We start from the raw sequence: 21,291 nt of genomic DNA on the forward strand, positions 1-21,291 counted from the left end.
GGCTTTATGCTTATAAGTAGGACTGATATTGTCTAGTATATAATGCTACACTTTTATGGTTCGAGTTTTTTGTAGCTTAAGCTACTGTTTTAACCATAAATTCGGGAGATCCCGACTACCTGTCTAGAAAATTTCAGAAATCACCTAAGTTTCTTATGCAGTTTAATCCTCGTCCTATCCGCTTACCTAATTTCATCCAGAAGCCACTAACCCCCATGCAGAAAATGATTAGTGGTCAGGGACAGTATTTTCAGCGTATGGAAGCTGGAGCTTGTCTTGCTGCAATGCGCTCTCAACAAGACCGCTGGCTACTATACAGTCGTATTGAGTTAAACATTAAACATAGGTCATCAGAAGCTACAGCAGTTATTACAACAGTTAATTTTTCTGCTGAAGATATTTCCAATTCAGTTATTCAACAAGGCAGCCAAATTATTAACAATATTAATGTTTATGTTTGCTGTGAAACTCCTCAGCTTCGGAGATTGAAAACTCTTCTTGGGAAGTTAGAAGAGCAAGACAACTTGACTCAAACGTATAAGCTCTACAATCAACGGATTGATTCTCCATCTACCAACCAATCGCTTACTAACAGTGAAAAGGAAGACGGCATTGAAACTCTTAAGGCAATTTTTAATCATCCATCGGTGAGTGTTCCTGTTGAAGCCATCAAAGGTTTTCTTGAAGCAGAGGCAGAGTAATCTGTGGACAGCAACGCAGCATAACACTCTGTCAGATTTGACTGTTGAGGAATCTTGGTTGTGTTGCAAAGGTTACTTTCAGCCGCGCAATTTCACTGTTAGGCTACACAATCAAAACTTATACAATCTCGTCAATTTATATGAAGAAAACATCTTTTCAGGATCTGATAAACGAGTTGTCATCGCCTAGGCTGATGGCTGGCGACCCCACGATCTTACTAATAATATTGGCAATACCTTTGGTTATAGTGATTGGCATCATCAGTAGTATTGTTTGGCTTGTAGAGAATTATCCTAGATTTACGATACCTCCTCTAGTTTCAACTGTAGTCGCTACAGTGCTTAGTTGGATGTTTACCGGAGAAGTTAATGTGATTATTAAGTTCTCTTTAGGGGGAGGAATCATAGGAGCAATCATTGGTGCAGTATTAGAGATTATTGGAGATAACTATTAGGTCAATCCACCACACTGTCTTACGGCTACCTACTGTAAATCGTCAATGCTATGTTACTAAGATAATGACTAAGATGTCTAACAAGTCATTGGAATTGACCAAGCGGGAATGTTTGAATGTGATCAAGTGTGCAATCGGTGAAAACGCAGCATAACTGATAAATTTATGGAGTCAATTTTCAATGTCGCTAACACCACTACAGGCTGCCGAAGAAGCAATTAAGAAGTTAGAAGATGCGCGGCTTGAGTTCTTAACTAAGTCTTCTGAGATTGACAGTCTAAGCACAGAACTCAAAAAAACCAAGGATGAACTAGCTGCCACAAAACAAGCCCTAGAAAGCCAAATTTCATCTGGCATATCTACTTTGAAAAATGATGTAGAGACAGGCTCAGTGATTGCTCAGAGAGCAGTAATGCTTCAAGCAAGGGATAGGTTCTTATTCTTGTTTGGTGGTAACACTTCCACCTCAACAGAAGTTGATTCTCCTGGTAAAGCAGGTAGAGATTGTGGTTCATTAAAACCTGCAATCGCATCATGTTGTTGCCAAACTAAACTTTTAGCTGCGGGTTTACCTAAATACAGTTGGGGGAAATTATCAACTGTAGGTTTAGTATAAGCTACTGTTTTACAGCAATTATGTTTATTCTTACCTTCACCTTCTTTAAGTGCTTTAAACTCAACTTCCAGTACACCTAAACTCCGCCATTTATCGCTTTTACCGCTAAATTGCACTTGGAAATAATCAGCAAAGGTTTTCTCTAATGAACGATAAAACTCCTCACGCACTGATTTAAAACTCCAGAGAGCTACATTCTTGAATCGGACTACAACAGGAGTAGTATGTAATGGTTTGTTTTTGTCATTCAGAAACATAATTGCGTGTTCTGAACAGACATCCATTGTTCTTTTATCCAGACTATTTCTGTAGTCATCATAAAGACCAACCAACGAACCACCCACATCTTCCACGTCTGATTTATAGCGGATATATTCTGGTGCAAAACCTAAAACCAGTAACCGACCTTCAGTAATTAATAATCCGGTAACATCTTCAGTTAAAGTAACAGTAGTTAAGTCATCTTCTGTTGGCATTTCTATCCAACCAGCTTTTTCTAATTGGTCTTCTGGAATCAAAAGTCCAGCAGGTTTATCGTTAACAACAATGCCATAGGGAAGAAGTGGTTTACGAACTTGGTTATAATTATCATCAAATAGTTCTGGGTCTATTTCAAATTCTTCTCCTTCAAAGTCATAAGCATCCGTGTCATTTGGTTTGGCTTTTGAAGTTTTAGGTTGAGAAGCAGTGGTTTTGGTGCTAGATTGATTAGGGCGATGAGAGTTGTTTGTAGTTCTTGATTTAACCATTGGACTGTATAAATATGATTGTCCAATGTCTGAGGCGTTAGCCTCTAAATTTAGTTATTGAGTTTGCTTAATGCTCTGTGTGATTTCAAGTTTGATATTGCCGCAACGGCACTTCCAGGAATAATTTTGTGTTTTTTGTTTAGCATACTATGTTTTGATTTTAATCTGATTCATAATGATAACGAGCTTGTAAAAAATAAACTTTATTTTGTGTTACTTTATAAACCAAACGATGTTCTAAATCAATGCGTCGTGACCAAGTATCAGGAGCAATATATTTAAGAGGTTCAGGTTTACCTAAGCCTGTAAACGGTTGACCGTCAAGAATATCCGCTACTAAATCTAATATCTTATCCCCTTTTTTTCTATCATGATTATACCACCAAGCTAAATCTGCTTTAAAATCAGGACTGAAAACAGGAAAATAACCAGATAATTCTTTTTCTTGATTATGAGTATCTGGCTTTTTTTTTTATTATTCAATTCCTAACTCCTCTTTTAACTCAGCCAATGTTTGAGGAGTTTCCATTGCTGTTTGTGTCCATTCTAAAGCCCGAAATAAACGTTTAGCATTTTCAGGTGATCTTAATAAATAAACACACTCTAATAAACTGGAAAGTTCATCTTCTGCAATTAACGCCACATTTTTCTGATTACGACGTTTAATTACTACAATTTCCCGTTGATCACACACCTGATCTAAGATAGTTGCTAAATTCAACCTTGCTTGAGAGTAAGTGGTTTCTTTGTTTAACATTCTCTTTTTTAAGAAGTTGTACAACTATATTGTACAACATTTAAAGAGGAAGCTTATCTCTGTCAAAAAAAATATCCAGAAGGTCAATACCCTAACTTTGGCTTGGTAACTAAAATTGCTGGTAAACCCATACTCAACCGCTATGAACTTTTACCAGAAAAATCTACCAAACAGCCATATCAGTGCTAACTCGACATTATTTGAAGTACCATCCTACCAACCCACACTAGCCAGTATTGACTTCAGTAAATTCCTGCAACAGTACAACAATCCCCAAGGCTGGACAATGATAGGTGGACTACTGGTAGTCCTAATTCTGCTACAAATCAGTGGTACTGGTAAAGGTAAAATCACCACTGGTAAAGTCTGCGGTATCAGCGAAAAACTAGCAGCTACTAACCTCGCACTTAAACAAATTAAAGAACACAAACACAATAAAGTTACCCTTTGGTCTGGTACACCCCGTTATTGGGCAAAAGGTAAGTGGCGATCGCCTATTGCTAACCTGCAAACCATTCTGGGTGCTGCACCTACAGTTTGGTTTCCTCATGCCGAACGGGGAACACTGGTAATAGGTGCGCCGGGTTCTGGGAAAACTTACTCAACTATAGACAGGATGCTAGAAAGTGCAATGCAGCAAGGGTTTCCGATTATACTTTACGATAAAAAAGGCGACCAAATGCGACTCCACGCACCTTTAGCTGCAAGGTACGGTTATAAAGTGCGAGTATTTGCCCCCGGTGAAGCATTTAGCGGCGTTATCAATCCCCTTGATTATATGCGTGATGCACGCGATGGGGTGATGGCTGGGGAAATTGGTCAAGTCATTAACCGCAATGCTGCTAGTGGTGGTAAAAGCGACGAATTTTTTGCTAAAGCCGGTGACTTGTTAGCAAAAGCATTATTACAGTTAGTCAAGGGTTCACCTTACCCAGATATGGCGATGTTGTATGCAGTGTTGCGGTTGCCAAAATTGGTACAACGTCTTGATCATGCGGTACAGTCTAAACGCTTAGATGAATGGGTAGCAACTTCATTTATTCAATTTTTGAGTGCTAAGGACGCAGAAAAGACTGTTTCCGGGATTTTAACCACCGCCGCAGGTACTTTCTCATCTTTTATTCAAGCTGATTTACTGCGGGCATTCATCGGTAAATCGGATATTCCTACCCAGCTAGAAGGTAGAGAAATGGTAGTGTTTAAGCTGGATGATGAACGCCGCAGTGTGGTCGGTCCCCTGTTAGCAGCTGCAATGCACTTAATGATTGTCGGTAATTTAAGCCGTCCCCGGAAAGACCCGTTGATTATTTCTTTGGATGAATTACCATCAATTAAACTGGATAGGCTACCACAATGGATTAATGAATATCGTTCTAATGGGGCTTGTTTTATCTTGGGTATTCAAAGTTTAGAGCAGCTTTATGATATTTATGGGGATAAAATGGGGAGTGCCATTGCTTCAGCTTGCAGTACCCATGTTTTATTCAATCCTGGTAACTACAAAACGGCAGAGGATTACTCAAAACGCTATGGTGAAAAGGAAGTATTAATTAAAAATCGTACCACAGGGCGAACTCTTGGTGGACAAATGAGCCGTTCAATTAGCTGGAGTGAGAATTTACAAAAAATGCCTGTTATCAGTGCCGATGAAATTCTCAAATTTCCCCAAGGTAAATGTGTAATTACCAGTCCTGGTTACGGTTCAGGGGGACAAGCATCTATTCCTTATCCTTTAATTATTCCTGTGTCGAAAACAGATGAAAAACGAGCTAAAGAAAGTGAGAATCTTTGGGATAAACAAGTGAGACTGGCGTTAGAAAGTCAGGTGACAATTCCTGATATTAAAATGTTGACACAGGCATTGTATGACCGCATTGAGGAAGCAGGACGGATGTTGCCATTACCAGAGGAAGATGTGGCGACAGTACAGGAGTCTAATAATCATCAAGAACCTGATGTGTTGGAGAATTTTGTACCACGAGTTTATCAAACACCGGGATTACAAGGATAAAATTTGTTAGCTTTACAAAGCACAAATTTATTGAATATGCTGTTATTTACAGTAGTTTTTACAAAATATTACCTTTTACCCTTGGCTTTCTTCAGTGCTGCCTGTCTTACTTCTGCATTGAGTAAATAACCAAACCCTACCTTTTCTAAACGTTGCACAAACTCCTCTCGTGTATTGCCCAATTTACTAGCTGTAGCATCCAAATTCCAATTATGCTCTGCTAATTGACTCAGCAAATAAATTCGACGAGTTTGCATTCCTGATAAACGGTAAGTTTTCAAATACTCCAATTCACCATTTTCTCGAATAATTGCTTCTCCAATATGATTCTCTTCTTTGGGGTTGAGGTCAGTAATAAATCGCTGTAATATAAATGAACCAGCAGTATAAACCCTCTGAGAAATCAACCTGCGTCCTAGCAGTCCTTCTGCCATAAAACCCTGAAAAGATGCCCAATCTGCACGCATATTTTCTACTGCTGCTCTCAAAGCTGTTAAATCATTAATTTTTGACTCATTTAAAGATACACTCATAGGAAAAGTTGTCTGATGAAGTAAAGCATATTGATACAATAATTCACCATAAAAATCTTCTAATAAACTATTGTGTAAAAGTTTATAATCTTCTGGTGTAGGAACTACAAAAGCTGATGCTAATGCTTCTGCTACAAATACCAATACCCCCACCTGTCGAGAATGAATTTCAAACACTCGCAAAGCATCTTCAAGTCCAGCAATATAACGCCCACTAAAAGAGCTTTCGATACGAATACCTAGACCACGAGAAAGGGTGTATTTAGAATATTCACGCCAAGCAATATCAGGCCCCTCAAAAAACATTGATAAAAAGCCTTCCATTGCTAAATGCAGTGGTAAAAATCTCAGTTGATTCTTAGATTCCCGTTTTATCATGCGGTGCATTAATCGCACACTAGCAAAATTGCAGTTTAGCTGCTTACCATCTGTTTTCAAAAGTTGTCCCCCAAAAGCACCTACAGGACTACCATCATCAGTCCAAGATAATACTAATCCATGAGGAATATAGGAGAAATATTTCATTCCTGGTGCGGTGATTTCTCCTGCTAAGGAAACAACTGTTAAATCTTCATTATAGCTACGACGTAGTAAGCGTAAATCGTTCCGAACCTGATGACGCAATAATGGCACAATACGGACTGAACCCCATACTTGGGAAGGGGCAATTTCTAATCCTTTAAGTGATATGTCTGTTAATAAGTTACTTTTGGATACCATATAATAGTGTGTCTAGTTTGATTATTTTTAAGCAACACCACACATAATTTAGTATATGGATGTTTGTATGGGGGATGTAAATTGTAGATTTTATCCACTTAACATTTGCTTAACTCGCGCTGCTAGATATTCCTCTAAATCGGCTAAAGATGCAGAACCTTCAGCAAATCTGGCAAAACCTAACATCGTCGGTAAATCTTCTGCATCTCTTAATCCGACTGTAGGAATTGTGGGACTGAGGGTATGTAAAGAAAAGTCATCGGCATTGTAAACAGGATTGCAATGCACAATGGAAGTTTTCTGTTTAGGGTCTAAACGTTGGCGATATATACGCAGAATTTCCGATGCACCATTGGGGGGGTCGTTTTCCCAACCGTCGCTAATGATGACTACTAAATCTGCACTCCAATCTAAAGCATCAAGTAGGGGTGTGGCTAAATCTGTTTGTCCGCGAGGTAAAATCAACAGTGGGTCATTGGTTGGTATTGTCCAAAAAGCTTGGTATTCCTGGGATGCTGCTTTAAGTAGGTAATGAGTTGCTAACGCTACTCCTAGAGGACGACGACGTTTTTCAGTTGAACCGGAACTGGAGTAACTACAATCTAGAACTGCTGCTACTCGTCCAAGTTTGAGGGGAGATTTTTTTAATGTGAAGGCCGCAGATTTCTCTAATGCTTGATTGAAGATATCCCCCTGCTGTTTACGAGTATCTAATGATAGGGAGAGGATATATAGTGCTAAACGAGTCAGAGGAAGACGACCTAAATTAATGTCAATTTCTATTTCTGCACGGTTGGCTGAAGTTTGCGATCGCAATTTTTCGTTTAAGGTCATTTGGTCTTGGATGCGGGACAAAAAAACCTCACGTTTAATGCCGTGTTTTACAGCTAAACCTTCAGCAACGGTAAAGGGTAGCTGATAAACTGCTTCTGCACTATGGTGTGCTTGGCGAAATGTCTCAAATAATTCGGTTTGATAAACTTGCTGTTTCCATTTACCAAAAAGAAAGTTACCTAATTCTCCTGGGAGGGTGAGGTGTGCATGGGAGGCAATCGCTCTAAATTTAGAACGATATTTGACAGCATCAAAGTTAATGTCGCGTCTTTGTTGAAGATAGTCACGGGCGATCGCTCTACTCCGGCGATTATTAATACCTCTTTTCCGTAATTGTTGCAATACTTCCCAACCTCGTTGTGATGGTAGGGCTGCTAAGACGGTGGCTATTAATGCCCCCTCTTCTTGGCGATGTTCAGGGGGTGTGTGTTTTCCGGTGGCTAGTAATTTGAGAATAATCTGTGCTTGGTTGAAGTGGTTAATTCCTGCTGCTAATGTCCGGGTATAAAGCAAGCGGTAATTACCTAGAATATAGTCGTGTAAAAAGTCTATAGATACACGCTGCCCATAACCATCACTGTAAAACTCACGCTGTCCTGTGCAGGAAAGACAAGCGTTAATGAACATGACTAAATCTTCCCTGGCCACCTGTTGATGTTGGTTAGTCCAATTCATGTTCATTTTGGCATCGTGACTTTTTTTGTAGGAGGTACTGTTCGGGGAATGGCGGTACGACTAGCTAGGATAGCTGCAAAAGGCTAGATTCGGAAGTCATACCAAAGTCCCGCAAACAGTATTAATCACTATTTTAATTTCTGAATTAGAAAATAGCTACAGGAATATAACTAAATTTTACTAATAAAACTGAGGCTTTAAGCTCTTATATCATGTCCGACTAATTGCCCATAATTGTAATTTCCTAAAAATAGGAGTTTCAAGCATTTTTATTTAAAGGTGTTTAGCCAGACATAATATTAAATATTGGTTTCAGGAATATTGTCTAAATTTATCATTGATGATATTATTTCCTGATTTACCTGTTTTGATATTAAATTATTATCTTGAGTTTGACTGAGTAATTTAATTAACCATTTTTCAGTTTGTTGATGCAATTTTTGAGTCCAGTTTATATCTAACCTTTGGGCTGGTTTTACGGGGTCTACTGCTACAATTACAAGTTGTATTTGGTTAGGGTAAACTGAATATTGAACAGTTGTAGTCCACAACTTTACTCGGTCTTGCCAGCTTAATTTAGGATAACGCATCGCCCATTCATAAATTCTAGGAATACCCCGTTTAAATGCTATATTTGTGATGATTTGAATAAAGTAATTTTCATTATTTACTGTCAAAGGTGCAATGACTGGGTTATCAACTAATAACTTCTTGCGTGGGTGAAAAAGTTCAGGTGCAAGTTCTTGTACTTGAGCAACTAATTGAGCAATTTGAGGATTAGCATTTAATAAAGGTTGTACAGGAAGTTGTAAAAACAATTGTTTCATCACCAATTGAAAGTTATCTGCTATGATATAATCAAATGCGGAGTGATTTTGATTGTGTTTTTGTTTAGGAAATAGAAGTTGTTGCTGTGTTTTATTAATTTGTTGAATATCAGCAAGGTTAATTATTGACATAGTCGGGAGAAAATTACATCTCTCCCATGCAGCGTAACGCTGCAAATTAATTATTTTGATTAATATTGCTGAACAAGTTTAATGAAAATTAATACTATCACATTACTCATCCATTGTTTATTCAGGAAATCTGTAAATAATTCCCTCGTTGTCACTGGTTTCAAAATTAGCATTTAGTTGTTTAGCCTTTTCATCTAAATATTGTTTAGCTTCTTCTATAGATATTTGAGCAGCTAAAGCAAATTTTGTAATAGTAACTCTTCCTTCTTCTTGTTGTAAGAGACGCAGAAATAGTTGCTCTCTTTCTAATTGAAATTGTTTAAGTTTCTGTTCATGCTGCTGACGTAACCCCCAAATAATCCATGTTCCTATAGCTGTTGATGGTATACCAAATACAACTATTGCTGCTAATGCACCTTCTTTATCTTCATTGGATTTATTAGAATCAATTAATTCTATAGTTCCTAGTAAGAGTATGGCTAAACCTATTACTAAGAATGAACCTGCAAATATTTTTTTTATAATTTTCATAGATGTTTATAAAACTTTGGTAGACAATTATTTTCATGAATAGATACAGCAGATTGCAAGTCAATGAAGTACAAACTGAAAACCAAAACATGACTTATGCCACGCTATCAAGCAGTAACCATGTTTAACCTCCTGCCTTTGTACTACTTGTATACCACACGAAACCGCTCACATACCAATAGCATTTCCGGTGTTGGTTGTTTACCTATTTTGGGTAAAACACGGGAAAAATAGTTCCAGTGTTCTTGTCTCCAAAACTCCAGTGAGCCATCGCCTTCACCTTCATCATAAGCAAACTGGGCATCAACCTCAATATACGGTTTAATGCTTACTTCGGTGATTTCAATAATACAAATTGGTTGTTCATTACCATCAATTACAATTGCTTTTAATCCCACTTTAGGAAGTGTGCTTCCTTCTGCTTCCCATTCCCATAAAGCTGAACAAGTTGCAGTTTTGATTCCTTTGACAACTAAATCACTGAGTTGATTTGCTAAACAAGAATTGTCACCAAATTGACTTATATCATATTTATTGTCAGCTTGTGAATTATTTGGAAGTGTGGCTAAATAAGCTTGCCAATAATTTTCTATTATTTGATTATTCATGAGCGATAACATCTTAGATATTTTGTAAATTCTCATTCAGGTTTTAATCTCTTGTACATTTAATTGAGATAAAACCTTTTTTTTGAGTTCATTACTATACCATAGATTCAGATAGCAAGCCTGACATATCTAAAACTTGTTTAGACCAAATACCAGATTGTTCTGCAACTTCAGCACGCAATTTTTCATCCTCCCCAATATCATTCCAAGTTAATTCCCACATCGCTAGTTGAACTTGAATATTTACTAATTCTTCAGTTTGAATAGGTTCTATTTCTGCTGCTGTCCACTCAATAAACAACTTTATTTCGGAAATTACGCTTTTCACCGCTTCTTTATAAGCAACTTGGGAAAAAGACTTAATCCGTGCTAAATTAGATGCGATATGTCCTAAGCGATTTGGTATATTGTTGAGTTGAAAACGAGCTTGTTTTTCATCTAAATTCTGGTTCATAAAAATCATCAAATAAAAGGTTAGTTGTTTTCTTTTTACTATGATATGATAAATCCTATTCGAGTGAGATACAAGCATTAATAATTGAATGCAGATGGACGCAGATAAACGCAGATAATGTTGTAATTCGTTACACTAGGAAATGCTATAACTGTTAACGAAGGCAGGAGGCAGAAGGCCGTTTTTGTAACGGAGATTTATGCCCCGCTCCAAAAACTTTTTGCCTTCAAAGGCGTTAGCGTAGCGGGACGAAGTCCGGTTTTATATCCCATTGTTTCGATAACTTTTTTTATCCTACCCTTTGAGTGGCCTGTTAAGGGTAGGTATTTTCGCAAATTTAACAAGTAAAGAAGCTACATTTCAACTTAGAAACCGTCGTGAAATCTCTTGTTTTATTGTGCTTCACAAATTGAACAAGAACCTACGTTTCAGCTATAGCAACTGCATCTAACAACACCAACCCCATCTGCTTCAATAAAGCAGTATTCCCATCGGGACAACCATGTTGAATTAGACACTTAGCACAGCCAGTATGACAATTACAATCTCGTGCCATTACCCTACCAACCTCCGCTAGTTTTGGCAGATGTTTAAACACAGCTTCAGCCGCACCATTGCCACCATCACTGGTATCATAGAAATAACCAGTATAGTTGTTACCGTCTCCCAACTCCTTCACCACAGTAAAATTCACCTGTTTGGGGTCAACTGTAGCTACAAGCTGTAATGCTCTCATAATTTGATGTCCAAAGCTGTGCATAGCAATGAAGGTACTGGAATATTCCCACAACTGTTGATAACCAGAAGGAATTGGTTCTTTACTGCGAGTTAAACCGCTTCTAATTTCCTTTGCAAATTGCTGGATATATTCCCGCGCACTGGAGTTAATTGTTACCTTTACCATTGGAGCAGAAAACTGAGTACGGAAAGGTTGCTTAAACTTTTCTTCTGATAAAGTTTTGACAATTACAGCTTTGCGGGTGAGTTTACGACACAGGGGACAGCGCGGTTGTTGAGGTAAGGGTTCTTTATAATTGAGACAGCGTTTATTTAAACAAGTCTGCTCATGAATTTGCGTCATTAAATTGTAACCACTGGTAATGTGCTGCACTTCCCCAAAACTCAATTCCAGCGTTAAATATTCCTGACATGACTTACGCAAAATCTCTCTCAAACCCTCATTTCTCTGCGTTGCGCCAGTTGCTGCCTCTTGCTCCCTTTGGGAGAGCTTCGCTAACAGAGGAGCTTCGCTAACAAGTCGGGAAACCCTTTCGGCAGTTCCTCCTGGGGGACACCCCCAAGACCGGACTGCCTCACCAACGCACTGGCTTCTCTGCATCTCTGCGGTAGCCTTCGGCACGACCTTCGGTCTACGTTTATTCCGCGTAAGTTCTACTTGACATTCTTCAACTTCAGATAGAGGTACAGAATGCGAAATTTCCCCCTTTATTCTCTGTTCCTCCTTCACAGATTTTCCTATGACTAGGATGTCAGTTTTGTGCGAAACTTTCCCCTTTATTTTCTGTTCCTGTTCCCCCTGTTTCTTTTCTTCTAAACTATCTGGAGAAAACAATAATGGTAAATTTACTGGGTCAGTCAGCACAGTTAAACTACTGGTTTGTGATATTGTAGTTGCAACTGTAAAAATTGAACTATCTGTTACTTGTTTTAAAATCGCTCGTTTACTGTTCAGGTCTAGAGAAATACATTGATAAGTCAGCATTTGTCCCTTAGCATTTTGTCGTTTATAAATAGCTTGGGGATGCACTTCTCGATGAGCGATATCTTCAGATATTTCCTCTAATTCTTCCCCAGAAATTGCGGCGATTAATTTGATAGTTGTTTGCGATAAACCACCACGAAAATTAACATCTTTATGGGGATAACCTTTAGCCCATAAACCATTACGACCTTTGTGTAAATGTCCTTGGGCTAATAACAGTTTGGCGACATCAAAAGCGGCTGCACCGAAATAGTGTTTAATTTTGTTTGTGGGAATACCTGTTTCTGCGGCTGCACACATCAAATGTTTGGCTGCAAAGATGGGATATTCATCATTAAAAAACACTTCCTCAGCTTCTCCAGATACTAGCATTTCTGGATGTTCTGCCACATAACAGTCAATGGGATTTAAAGCATTGGGAAGCAGCACTGTTAGTCCTGGTTGAGAACGTCCTGCTCTACCACTGCGTTGCTGATACGCCATTTTAGAACCAGGCCAGCCACGCAATACACAACATTCTAATTCTGGTAAATCAATTCCTGCTTCTAAGGCTTCTGTGGCAATTATCCACTTGATTATACCAGACTGAAGTTGATTAACTACTTCGGCTCGACGCTCGGACGTAATGCCACTATAAAATGCGGTAACTTGGTTTGATTTTAACAGTTCTGTTAATTCTCGCACACTGCGCCGGGAGTTACAAAAAGCGATTCCTGATTTATTTTGATTGAGTAAAAATTGAATTATTCGGGCTGTGTCAGCAGTTAAATTGTAACTCGGTTGGGTGACAATTATTTGTTTTTGTGGTGCAGATGCGCCACTTTTACGAATCCAAATTAAGGGTTTGGGGTTGAGTTTTGTAGGTTTTAAACCAGAGATTTTTAAAGCTAATTGTTTAGGATTACCACAAGTAGCACTGAGGAAGATAAATTGCAGTTTTTGGGAGTCACCACCGTATTTATCTACTGCTAGTTTAATGCGGCGAATTAACCAAGCCATGTTTGCGCCATAGCTACCGGAAAGGGTGTGTGCTTCATCAATTAAGATGTAGCGTAATCGTTGATAAAAGTTTGCCCAATTTGGTGATTTCCAAAGTTGTTTGAGTTGGAAGTGAATTAATTCGGGAGTGACACCTAATATATGGGGTTCACTGGCAAGAATTTGTTCTCTTTCTGCTGATTTGACATCTCCTGTGATCATTGCTAAGACTGGGCGATATTTTTGAGGTATGGTAGAAAGTAATTGTGAGATTTTATGGAATTGGTCTAGTGCTAAAGCTCGCAGTCCATAAAATGCTAAGGCTCGGTGTTGTTGATTCATGCAACCTTCGAGAATGCCGGGGTATGTGCTGAGGGTTTTACCACTGGCTGTAGGGGATGTGAGGATAAAACTTTTACCTGTTCTAATTGCTTGTAAGGCTTTGATTTGATGGGAGTAAAGTTGGGTAATTCCTAATGATTGTAGGGCTTTTATTAGTTGTTTTGGTAGGTCTTTGGGGATGGTTTTGAGGTTGGGTTCGGTGGCGGGAATTGTTTGTTGATAGAGTATTTCTTCTCCTAGAAATTCGGTGATTTCTGTTGGTTCTGGGGGATGGTGATTGGGGTGGGAATTTTCGGCAATGGGTGTGGTAGGTGGTGTCCACAGGCTTTGTAGTAATAAGCTGTAGTTGGGCGTGTTCATGGTGGTGTTTTTTGAACTTTGCCCTTATAAATCCCCCATTGGGGGAAGATATTAAGTTGACAGAAGTAAACTCCGAATTTACAAAGTTATTTTTGATAAATGCCATAGTAATTTATTAGAAAATTATCATCTGGCAAATATTTTACTCTCTGAAGGATGTTTGTAATGGGGTTGATTAATAGTTGAACATAAATAGTCGAAGGAATTATCAGTATGTTCTAGTTGCATATTCCGGGGTGCATTTAAAGCAATGACAGCATCTCCAATCTTTTCACAACGTTTGCAGTCACAAGCAGCTGCTCCTTGAGCTAATATTTCTTTTAAATTATTGGCAATATTGATAAATCCCCTAGTATTTGAGTTTTTGGGTAGTTGAGCAGCAATTTGGATAAGTTGCTCAATTTCTGAACGGTATTGTACTAAGAGAAATTGGTCAATCTGACATTTGCTGCGACAGTTCTTTACATCTCCAAACTCATCAGCAAACTGTTTTAAGCCAGCAGCCAGATTTTGTAAGTCAAGGGTAAGCGGTACTAGGGCGCGGGTACAGGTGGTAGAATCTGTATTGGTATTATTAAACTTTTTTCTGAGTAGCAGTTCAAAACGTTTGATATAAATTCCTAAAATCGAGATGGCTTTTTCTTTATCTTGGGGACTACTAAAGTTAAGTTGATGGGTGCTAAAAAGTTGGGGAATAAGTTGTAAAATAGCTTTGAGTTCGCTAGTTTTAAATCTATTGCTCCACAGTGCAATAGCATCGCCAATATTATTTATAGTCTCTAGGCGCAGCACAAAGTAGAAGGAAATAAGATTAATTAGATAACTGCGTCTCATTTCCATTTGCACGTAATTAGAAATATAAAGTGGTTGGTCAGTAAATTGAGATTCAAAATACTGCTTATAGACTTGTGTACCTAGTAGCAGAGAACGTAAAACTGAGGTATCTAGAAAGTGTTGAGGAATAGATTTATCATCATCCATTTGCTATTATTCCTCGTCTTTATCTAGATCCAGGTTTTCATCAAGTGTGACTCCGAATGGTAGGGTATCAAAGCCTAATTCTTCTAGAGTTAAAATTGCTGTTTCAACTGATGAATTGTTGATTGTTTCTTGATTGACTAGGGATGTAAGTAATTCACAAACTCCCTGGTATTGACTGGCGTTATAGTCAATCCAACGGTTAGAATATGCAAGTGCATCATGTAATGCCATTACCACTTCTGTATAGGGGTCAAACGGTAATTTATCGCGCATAGTACGCATGGTACGTAGTAGGTTATCTGCATAGACAGATGCTATTGGTTCTCCAGAGCAAGAGGAGAGTTTTTGTAAATCTATTAAGATAGATTTAGTGATTTCTACTCCTGAAACTTCTAAAACATTCTGATTAATGTTCATTGTTTTTATTCAATAATTTTTGAGGTTTTAAATTAGCTATTGCTTTATATTCTAATACATATTTGACGGTAGTTTAATTGAAATTTAATTATACTTTTACTTATGTTGTTTTTAAAGGCGTGTTTTTCGCTCTTTACCATAAAAAATACCTCAGAGGGGGAGTGATACTGACTTAGGATAGGATATTTAGGATAAAATGCTAAAGATTCAGTTAAAAACCTGTTATGGCTTTCTGCCTTAAAAGGCTAAGTAGATTTTTATTTACACTTGTACTTATATTCCTGAGATAAAATAAAATTAATCAATTAAAAAGGCTGTGAATATGGCGAAAAATTGCTTGCAGATTACTCATGATGGAAATTCGATTCAACTTTCCTGGCAACGGGGACAAGCTATTCGTCGCACTGCACCAGCAATACCTTTTGAGCATCCCTTTGATCAGAAAGCATTAGACGATTTGCGCTGGTATCTGGAAGACTACTTGCGTCAGCCCTATGGACTAGCCCCGGACATTGCAGCCAGGATTGAGCGGCAATTTCAGACTTGGGGAGAGCAGTTATTTGAGTTAGTATTTCGCAGTAGTGAAAAAGCACGAGAATTTTTTCATGAATCTACTAGAGAAGGGTTGAATAACTGCGAATTGGTGATTATTTCTGATAATCCAGAAGTGCTAAACTTGCCTTGGGAATTGTTGTACTCACCAAGCGATCGCCTATTTCTCGCACCTTCTTTAGCAGGTATGTCTCGCAGCCTCAGCGACTATCCTATTCGGGCAGAAATGGGAGACTTACCCGCAGATAAACTGAATATTTTGTTAGTAATTGCCCGTCCTTATGGAGAAAAAGATATTGCTTTTAAAACCATTGCCCGTCCTCTTTTAGAGTCAGTATCAAATATTCGGAAAAGAGTTAATATTAAAGTATTGCGTCCGCCCAGCTTTGAGCAATTTGAACGGGAATTAAACGATAAACCAGGATTTTATCATATTGTTCACTTTGATGGACATGGCAATTTTGATCCCAACAGCCAAGGATTTCAGCATAGTTTCGGTGTTGCAGGACAAGGAGTTTTAATATTTGAGGCGTTTGATGGTTCACCACAAATTATCACAGCAGCAAAAATTGCACAAAATTTAGCAAATTGTCGTGTGCCTATTTTTGTATTGAATGCTTGCAAATCGGCTCAGGAGGGAGAAGGGAGTTTTTCTTCAGTAGCTACGCGCTTAGTGTCTTTGGGAGCTAAGGGTGTAGTAGCAATGGCTTATAGTGTTTATGCCCAAGCTGCTAAACATTTCATGGGGCGTTTATATGGGGAATTAGCAGCAGGTAAAAGCCTCTCAACAGCAGTAAGTGCAGGGCGAAAACAAGTTTTAAATCAGCCACAGCGTCCTAGTCCCAAAGGAGATAAACCACTACAAGATTGGCTAGTGCCAGTGCTATATCAGCAAGAAAACTATACGCCCTTCACACCTGCAAATACAGTTGATGATATTGAAAGTTACTTTGAAGAAACTGTTAGTAATTTAGTGGATTTTTCCCAAGAGGGAAGCTATGGTTTTATTGGACGAGATTACGACATTTTGCGGTTAGAGCGAGCATTTCGCCAAAACAATATTGTACTGTTGCAAGGCATGGGAGGGGTGGGTAAAACTGAGTTAGCTGGAGGTTTTGCTCGATGGCTAGATGAAACTCAGGGACGCTCATTTATATTCTTTATTTCCTTTGAGCATGGTGCAACTTTAAGTAATGTTATCAATCATGTTGGTAGAAAGGTTTGGGGGGATAAATTTTCACAGTATGCAACGGAGAAGCAACAACAGGCTGTATTAAATTACCTGAAAAATAATAACTGTTTATTAATTTGGGATAACTTTGAACCTGTGGCGGGGTTTCCTGTGGGAAATGAGCCGTTATTGAGTGCAAGTGAGCGAGAGAATTTACAACGATTTCTCAAAAATTTGCGTGGTGGAAAGTCTTGGATATTGATTACTAGCCGTCGTGAGGAATCTTGGCTTGGTTGTGCTTACAGTTTAGTAAATTTGCAGGGACTACGTGAGCAAGATGTGGAAGAATTAGCCGCGAAGATTCTGCAAATGGTGGGGGTAGATAGAGCGAAACTTCCCAAAGAATATTTAGATTTGTTGAAACTTTTGGGCGGACATCCGTTATCTTTGCGGGTAATTTTACCGCACTTGAAAACGCAGACACCATCACAATTAATTGAAGCGTTGCAGCTGGGATTAGATACTTTTTCAGGTGCTGAGGAAGAAGGGAGAGATAAATCTCTCACGGTGTCTTTGGACTATTCTTTTTCTAAGTTGTCGGAAAAAGCGCAGCGACATTTACCGTTTTTGGGTTTGTTTTCTGAGCGTTTTTATTCATATTGGCTGTGCATCTTCTTATTAAATCCTGATAGTGATTTTGGAAAGGCGTACAGAGAAATTTGTGGCGAAAATTTACAAACCAATAACTGGGAAACAATACTTGTTGAAGCAGTAGAAGTAGGTATTATAGAACATCTTGGCAATAACATCTATCAAATTCACCCCGTTCTACCTTGGTATTTGCGCCAACTGCTGATTAAAAAAAGTACCCAAGCTGCGATTTGGGAACTGGAGAAAAATGTACTTCTTTTTTATGCAGCACTGGCGGAAAAATACTCTGAGCAATTAATTAGCAATCCAGAATCCACCAGCATAATGTTGCAATTGGAAGAACCAAATTTTTTACAGAGTTTACATCTTGCTGAAAAAAATAAACTTTGGGGTACTGTTCAATTAATTCTTACGGTATTAGGAGATGTATATAAACTCTGGGGACGTACACCTGAGTTTATATCTCTACGACAACGAGCGATTAAGCAAATAGGTATAGATGAGATGTGAAAGAAGCAAAAGAAAAAGGTAATGATGCTTTTGATTTGTGGATGTATCTACGCAATAATGAAGCAAATGAAGCTCTAGAAATAAATGCTTTAGAAAAAGCAAGGGAAATTTATCAAAAAATTTTAGATGAGCTAGTAGCACTAGAAAATCCTTTAGTAAATGATGGAATTGCCACTTTAAATAATAATTTAGGCAATGTTGCTATGGAATTAAGAGACTTTGTCCAAGCGACTGCTCATTACCAAATAGCTCTGAATATCAGAAACAAATCTGGAGATTTTCACAGGGCTGCTGGTATTTATCATAATTTGGGTAGAGTAGAACAACTGCAAAAACATTTTGACCAAGCAATATATTATTCAAAAAAAGCTTTGGAAATCTACGAGGATAATAAAAATATATATAAAACAGGAGACGCATATAAAGCGGCAGGTACATATTATCAATTGGGTGATATAGCGCGAGAACAAGGACAATTGAAGGAATCTCTCGACTACTCTCAAAAGGCTTTTAATATTTACAATAAGACTGGTAATTTACATGATATTGCAAGGATATATTATCAATTTGGTAATATAGCCTATTTACAAGAAAAAGTTGACAAAGCAAGAGATTTTTACAATAAATCCTTAAAGATATACGAGGATGCCAAAGACTGGTATAACACTGCTGATGTATATGTCCAATTGGGTACATTAACACAAAGACAACATCAATTTGATGACAGCGTTGCCTATTACAAAAAAGCCTTGAAAATTTTTGAAGATATAAAAAATTGGGATAAAGTTGCAACTGTATATCATCAACTTGGAATTATGTCACTGCAAGAGCAGCAGTTTAAGGAAGCAATTAATTACTGCCAACAATCCCTAAACATAAGAGAAGATATACAGGATTGGTACAAAGCTGCGGATGATTATTGTTTATTGGGTATAATAGCACAGATAGAACAACAGTTTGAAATGGCAATGACTTATTACAAAAAATCATTGGAAATTTTTCAACAGTTTAAAGATTGGTATAAAATTCCATTAACATTGAGAGAATTAGGCAATGTGTTAGAAAATTTATTAAATTGGAATGAGGCTATGAAAATGTATATTCAAGCTTTTGAACTTGATATTGAGCATGAGAAAAAATGGATTAACTTGCTTATCAAAGATTTAGCGCGAATGCTCAACCAATTAGGAGAAAACCAATTTGAAGCAATCTGGCGTGAGATAACAGGTGAAGATTGCGCTGGAGAAATACGTGATGCAATTTGGTCAGCACCAGATAATCTAAAATGAGAATATTTAAAAGAGAAACATAACCTGTAAAAACATGACTATCCAATTAACCTCTGCCGAAATCCAAGAAATTCAGCAACTTCTCAAAGACTACGCCCCAGCACAAGCAGCATTCACTACTCTAGAGAAATATAATGGCAGATTTGACACCAGTTTTGATGAACTGTGGCAAGAAAAAACGAGTATAGAAGTCTATGGTAATAAATCTCTATGGGATTCTACCCTAAAAATTCTGCGCGAAGAACTCTGTGGTGATGATGGCTTTCGCTCTCAATTTCAAGAATATACCAAAAACCCGGCCAGCGCCCCTTTACTCACAGGGTTAATAGTCTCTGTAACTACTTTATCAGGCTTACCTCTTGATCCGGCGATCTCTACTGTCGTTGTTTTATATTTGCTCAAAGTGGGTTTGAAGATTTTTTGCGAATATACCGCTCCATAAATCTTATTTTTATGCTATAAACACATAATTTTGGATTTTAGACCGACATTAAACATCCAATCCAAAATCCAAAATTATCCTTCAACTTCCTCCTAATTAAACTCCCTGAAATAACCTACAAACACCAAGAATCACCACTAATAAATCCCTACCATCAGCACCCCTCTTAATAGACATCTCCCAATTCAAAATCATAGTCACAGCCTTAGCTAGATTGGTCTAACGCGAGATAATATAAAAATAGAATCTAATGAAAAATACTATGCAAGCATACAAACTCAAAGGAAAAATTGATTCATCTGGTAACTTGGTAATTACCGACCCCCTGAATTTACCCCCCGGAGATGTGGAAATTGTAGTTTGGCAAGCTACTGAGACGCTTGATAATACCACAACTCCAGCCAGTGAACCAGCAGCAGAAACACCCAGAAGACGAACTCAAATCAAAGCCTTGCAAAACTGGTTTGAAAAAACCCAACCAGCACCTCCTGATTTTGATCCAGATGATCCGCCAATGCTAGAAAATACGGTGAAGATGGTGGTACTTGCGCCCTTGTTAGATTTGGCGGGTTTTTATCATAAACCGTTTAGGATTGAAACAGAAACGGGTGTGGCTTTAGAAATGGAGGATGAAGGAACGATTATTCGGGGGCGAATTGATGTTTTGGTGTTAAAAAATCGGCTTTGGTTGTTGGTAATTGAATCAAAACGGAGTGATTTTGCGGTGACACGCGCAATTCCTCAAGCTTTGGCTTATATGTTGGGTAATGAGGAAACTGTGCTACCAACCTTTGGCATGATTACCAATGGTAATGAGTTTTTATTTTTAAAGGTATTGGAACATAAATATGCTAATTCACGGCTGTTTTCTTTGGTAAATCCTGATAATGAGCTTTATAGGGTATTACAGGTATTGAAGCGTTTGGGGATGGAAACGATAGCGTATTGCTAACGCAAGGCTAACGCCAACGCAAAGCGTCCCGGAGGGAACTAGCGCGACCTAGGAATCGCGTTCAATGAGACATAAAATTGTATCCCCTCAATATTTCGGGGAAAGAATTATTCAGGCAGGGAGGCCAATCTATATTTAATACAGTAGCTATCCATGCACCTCGAAATTCTCTTTGTGGTATTGGGGGGGGATAATATTGGGATATTTGGGGTTTTGGGTTTGTTTTCCTGTGCTTGGATGGGAAATGTGGGACTAATTGCTAACAGTCCACTGAGAAAAATCGCTTTAATCTTGACAATTTTCATGTTTCATTAGGTAAT

18 protein-coding genes and 1 pseudogene are annotated in these 21,291 nt (G+C 38.2%); 7 read left to right on the forward strand and 12 right to left on the reverse strand.

Annotated elements, in window-relative coordinates:
* The first annotated feature begins 155 nt into the window (after positions 1-155).
* Together WJM97_RS10940 and WJM97_RS10945 are read left to right on the forward strand one after the other, a co-directional pair.
* The gene (locus WJM97_RS10940; RefSeq protein ID WP_353933048.1) at positions 156-701 is read left to right on the forward strand and encodes a hypothetical protein; all 546 of its coding nucleotides are present in this window, start codon (positions 156-158) and stop codon (positions 699-701) included.
* A 140-nt stretch (positions 702-841) separates the two neighbouring features.
* Entirely contained in the window at positions 842-1,156 is a 315-nt protein-coding gene (locus tag WJM97_RS10945) for a hypothetical protein (protein ID WP_353933049.1), read from the forward strand.
* A gap of 417 nt (positions 1,157-1,573) precedes the next feature.
* Here WJM97_RS10945 and WJM97_RS10950 read toward each other — a convergent pair whose 3' ends face one another.
* The 3 genes and pseudogenes from WJM97_RS10950 to WJM97_RS10960 all read right to left on the reverse strand — a co-directional run bounded on the left by WJM97_RS10950 (position 1,574) and on the right by WJM97_RS10960 (position 3,278).
* Positions 1,574-2,521, reverse strand: a complete 948-nt coding sequence (locus WJM97_RS10950) for a DUF5895 domain-containing protein (RefSeq protein WP_353933050.1) — start codon at positions 2,519-2,521, stop codon at positions 1,574-1,576.
* A 160-nt stretch (positions 2,522-2,681) separates the two neighbouring features.
* Positions 2,682-2,942, reverse strand: a pseudogene (locus WJM97_RS10955) (Txe/YoeB family addiction module toxin); the annotation flags it as partial.
* 54 nt (positions 2,943-2,996) lie between these two features.
* Complete coding sequence (locus WJM97_RS10960; protein ID WP_353933051.1) at positions 2,997-3,278, reverse strand: type II toxin-antitoxin system Phd/YefM family antitoxin; 282 nt, start codon at positions 3,276-3,278, stop codon at positions 2,997-2,999.
* Between the two features lie 142 nt (positions 3,279-3,420).
* Between WJM97_RS10960 and WJM97_RS10965 the strand changes: the two genes are divergently transcribed.
* Positions 3,421-5,289: a type IV secretion system DNA-binding domain-containing protein gene (locus WJM97_RS10965; RefSeq protein WP_353933052.1), complete on the forward strand. Its 1,869-nt coding sequence runs from the start codon at positions 3,421-3,423 to the stop codon at positions 5,287-5,289.
* A gap of 68 nt (positions 5,290-5,357) precedes the next feature.
* Here WJM97_RS10965 and WJM97_RS10970 read toward each other — a convergent pair whose 3' ends face one another.
* The 9 genes from WJM97_RS10970 to WJM97_RS11010 form a co-directional block, all read right to left on the reverse strand.
* The gene (locus WJM97_RS10970) at positions 5,358-6,542 is read right to left on the reverse strand and encodes a hypothetical protein (RefSeq protein ID WP_353933053.1); all 1,185 of its coding nucleotides are present in this window, start codon (positions 6,540-6,542) and stop codon (positions 5,358-5,360) included.
* Positions 6,543-6,632: 90 nt separating this feature from the next.
* On the reverse strand, positions 6,633-8,057 hold the full coding sequence (locus WJM97_RS10975) for a hypothetical protein (protein WP_353933054.1): 1,425 nt from the start codon (positions 8,055-8,057) through the stop codon (positions 6,633-6,635).
* A 293-nt stretch (positions 8,058-8,350) separates the two neighbouring features.
* Complete coding sequence (locus WJM97_RS10980; RefSeq protein WP_353933055.1) at positions 8,351-9,010, reverse strand: hypothetical protein; 660 nt, start codon at positions 9,008-9,010, stop codon at positions 8,351-8,353.
* A gap of 117 nt (positions 9,011-9,127) precedes the next feature.
* Positions 9,128-9,541, reverse strand: a complete 414-nt coding sequence (locus WJM97_RS10985) for a hypothetical protein (RefSeq protein ID WP_353933056.1) — start codon at positions 9,539-9,541, stop codon at positions 9,128-9,130.
* Positions 9,542-9,684: 143 nt separating this feature from the next.
* Complete coding sequence (locus WJM97_RS10990) at positions 9,685-10,149, reverse strand: ASCH domain-containing protein (protein ID WP_353933057.1); 465 nt, start codon at positions 10,147-10,149, stop codon at positions 9,685-9,687.
* A gap of 94 nt (positions 10,150-10,243) precedes the next feature.
* The gene (locus WJM97_RS10995) at positions 10,244-10,603 is read right to left on the reverse strand and encodes a hypothetical protein (RefSeq protein WP_353933058.1); all 360 of its coding nucleotides are present in this window, start codon (positions 10,601-10,603) and stop codon (positions 10,244-10,246) included.
* 421 nt (positions 10,604-11,024) lie between these two features.
* The gene (locus WJM97_RS11000; RefSeq protein ID WP_353933059.1) at positions 11,025-14,006 is read right to left on the reverse strand and encodes a DEAD/DEAH box helicase; all 2,982 of its coding nucleotides are present in this window, start codon (positions 14,004-14,006) and stop codon (positions 11,025-11,027) included.
* 126 nt (positions 14,007-14,132) lie between these two features.
* Positions 14,133-14,987, reverse strand: a complete 855-nt coding sequence (locus tag WJM97_RS11005) for a hypothetical protein (RefSeq protein WP_353933060.1) — start codon at positions 14,985-14,987, stop codon at positions 14,133-14,135.
* Positions 14,988-14,993: 6 nt separating this feature from the next.
* The gene (locus tag WJM97_RS11010) at positions 14,994-15,404 is read right to left on the reverse strand and encodes a hypothetical protein (protein ID WP_353933061.1); all 411 of its coding nucleotides are present in this window, start codon (positions 15,402-15,404) and stop codon (positions 14,994-14,996) included.
* A 322-nt stretch (positions 15,405-15,726) separates the two neighbouring features.
* Here WJM97_RS11010 and WJM97_RS11015 point away from each other — a divergent pair, with 322 nt between their 5' ends.
* The 4 genes from WJM97_RS11015 to WJM97_RS11030 all read left to right on the forward strand — a co-directional run bounded on the left by WJM97_RS11015 (position 15,727) and on the right by WJM97_RS11030 (position 20,971).
* Entirely contained in the window at positions 15,727-18,288 is a 2,562-nt protein-coding gene (locus WJM97_RS11015) for a CHAT domain-containing protein (protein ID WP_353933062.1), read from the forward strand.
* Positions 18,285-19,577, forward strand: a complete 1,293-nt coding sequence (locus tag WJM97_RS11020; protein WP_353933063.1) for a tetratricopeptide repeat protein — start codon at positions 18,285-18,287, stop codon at positions 19,575-19,577. The genes WJM97_RS11015 and WJM97_RS11020 overlap by 4 nt, the downstream gene beginning before the upstream one ends.
* A gap of 34 nt (positions 19,578-19,611) precedes the next feature.
* Positions 19,612-20,019, forward strand: coding sequence for a hypothetical protein (locus WJM97_RS11025; protein ID WP_353933064.1), 408 nt, complete (start codon positions 19,612-19,614; stop codon positions 20,017-20,019).
* Between the two features lie 250 nt (positions 20,020-20,269).
* The gene (locus WJM97_RS11030; protein WP_353933065.1) at positions 20,270-20,971 is read left to right on the forward strand and encodes a type I restriction enzyme HsdR N-terminal domain-containing protein; all 702 of its coding nucleotides are present in this window, start codon (positions 20,270-20,272) and stop codon (positions 20,969-20,971) included.
* Positions 20,972-21,291 lie beyond the last annotated feature (320 nt).

It is taken from the genome of Okeanomitos corallinicola TIOX110 (assembly GCF_038050375.1).
GTDB classification, from domain to species: domain Bacteria; phylum Cyanobacteriota; class Cyanobacteriia; order Cyanobacteriales; family Nostocaceae; genus Okeanomitos; species Okeanomitos corallinicola.